This window comes from bacterium (assembly GCA_040753555.1).
Lineage (GTDB): Bacteria > UBA9089 > UBA9088 > UBA9088 > UBA9088 > JBFLYE01.
Genome location: JBFMDZ010000282.1, coordinates 1 through 2,305 on the forward strand (window position 1 = coordinate 1; position 2,305 = coordinate 2,305).

The 2,305-nt window shown below is 31.6% G+C and carries 1 protein-coding gene; it reads right to left on the reverse strand.

Annotated elements, in window-relative coordinates:
• Nucleotides 1–359: 359 nt before the first annotated feature.
• Nucleotides 360–2,305, reverse strand: a 1,946-nt coding sequence (locus tag AB1630_12485) for a DUF2723 domain-containing protein (GenBank protein MEW6104608.1), incomplete at its 5' end; no start/stop codon positions are given.

Genomic DNA, 2,305 nt, shown 5'->3' on the forward strand with positions numbered 1-2,305 from the left:
GTAAGCTATTAGAGTTTGTTGATGACTATAATCAAAATAAAAGGCTTAGGAGTTTGGGGTATAAAACTCCTGCTCAATACCTAAAAGATGAAAAGAATATTACAACACAACGTATCGTTAGCTAACATATATTTCATTCCTTTAAGACAAAAAAAGCAGGCTTTAATTGGCCTGCTTTTAAATTTATATAAAAACCTTTTAGGGTGGTTAGATTTAACCCCCCTCATTTTATAATTTTCTAAATTTTTCATCGTAATTTAAATCTAATTTTAAGTATAACATATTTATAAAAATTTTGCAAGAAAAATTTTTAAACTTATTTCTTCCCTAAAAACATCTTGAAAAGAATAACAACCCATTCAATTCTTGTCAACGATTTTCTTTTGGCATTCCTCAAGCATCTGTTTAACATAGGCATTGTTTGGATCAATCTTTAAGGCTTGGGTGAAATTAAAATATGCCTTTTTATATAACCCTTTATTAAAATATATAATACCCAGGCCATAAAGGGCTTCTTTAGAATTAGAGTCTATAGTCAAAGCTTTTCTATACTCACATTCAGCCTCCTCATATATTCTCATCTTAAAGTATAAATCACCACGATCTATATAGGTAAATAGATAGCCCTGCTCGATTATACTAATTATTACCCTCTTATCTTTAAATATGTCTTTCTTATTATTCAGATACCTTGCAGGAAATATTCTGTTTTTACTAATGAGTCTACAGATTTTATCATCAGAGATTGTCTTATCAACCACTCTATAAAAGATTCCCTCTGGAAGCATAAGATATTTATCCTTTAGGAGGTCATAGAACTGCCTATAATATGGCATATAAATAGGAACAGATGAAAAATTGTTATTTACAATATCAAGAAATCTATTTAAAACAATCCTTTTTCCGTCCTCTTTTCTTATATCCTTTAAATCTCCATAAGGCTTATACATAAATCTTAAATCAGGTTTTCTCTCTTTAATCTGTTCTGGATACCAATCAGGAAGTAAAAAGGCATAATTGATAAGAAAAGCATAATCCATTCCTTCTACATATTCAAGGTACCAAACAGGAAAAATGTTTTCATCATTGTAGGTAAATATAACAGCATTTTTCTCCACTGTTTTTAAGATATTTCTTCCATAATCATAGAAAAAGTAATACTTTCTTTTATTGTTGTAATAATAATGGCTTTTGAATAGAAATGTTGGGCAAATGAATAAAATAAATGCCATAAAATACAGAACTATTTTTAATTTAAATAAGTTGAGTAGTTCAAGAAATCCAAATCCAATAAAGATCGACGAAAGGATAAATAAAGGAATATAATAATCTTGAATATTATAGATTGTATAGTGGATAGAAAAAAATATATTAACAGAAGCAATCAGAGCTAAAAATAGAAAGATTACCATTCTTTTCCATAAAAGAATAAAGAAGCCAATGATTCCAAATAAGATCAGAAAGCTAAATTGATGGTGAAAAAATTGAAGGTGGGATTTTAGATTATTAAAGAGGATTTTAGAAGATGAGATGAAATAAGTTTCTTTATAACTTACAACACTAATATGTTCAATAAATTTATTTAAGGTATCCGGATCCCCCCAATTAAGCACAGGGTCTTGGCTTGCCCTCAATGGCAAATAAAGCCACAGGGTAAGGGGCAAAAGGAAGAAGAAAATAGAAAATAGAAAATAGAAAATAGGAGTTAGCTGCGGTTTCTTTTTGGTTCTTCCTCTATTTTTTATCAATGTAGCAATGATAAAGAATACACTTGCTGGCACAAGGTAGATGGTTTGGAAGTGGTGGGTGAAGGATAGGCCTAAGATAAAGGAAAACAAATAAAGAAGTTTGGAGTCTGGAGTCTTGAGTCGGGAGTCTTGCCATTTAAGTAAGATGAAAATAATTAAGGTGGCAAAAAGGGCATTTAGGGTGTATTTCTCAGCAATTACAGCCTGTTCCCAGAAGGTTAAGGAAAAAGCAAGGATTAGACTTGCCACAATGGAAGGAATTATTCTGGTGCTCTGGTGCTCTGGTGCTCTGGTGCTCAGTTTTAAGGTAATGAAATAAACCATCATACAAGCCAATGAGGCAAATAAAGCTGATTCCATATTCATCCTATAGGCAATATTTCCAATAGGAATTAGGGTTATAAAAACCTTACCCAGCAAGGTATAGAGGGGATAGCCCGGAGGATGGGCAATGCCTAATGTCCAGGTACAGGTTATTAGCTCACCAGAATCATGAAACCCAACAGTTGGCGTTAAGGTATGCAAATAAACCCCAAATGAAATAAAAAAAACAAGAA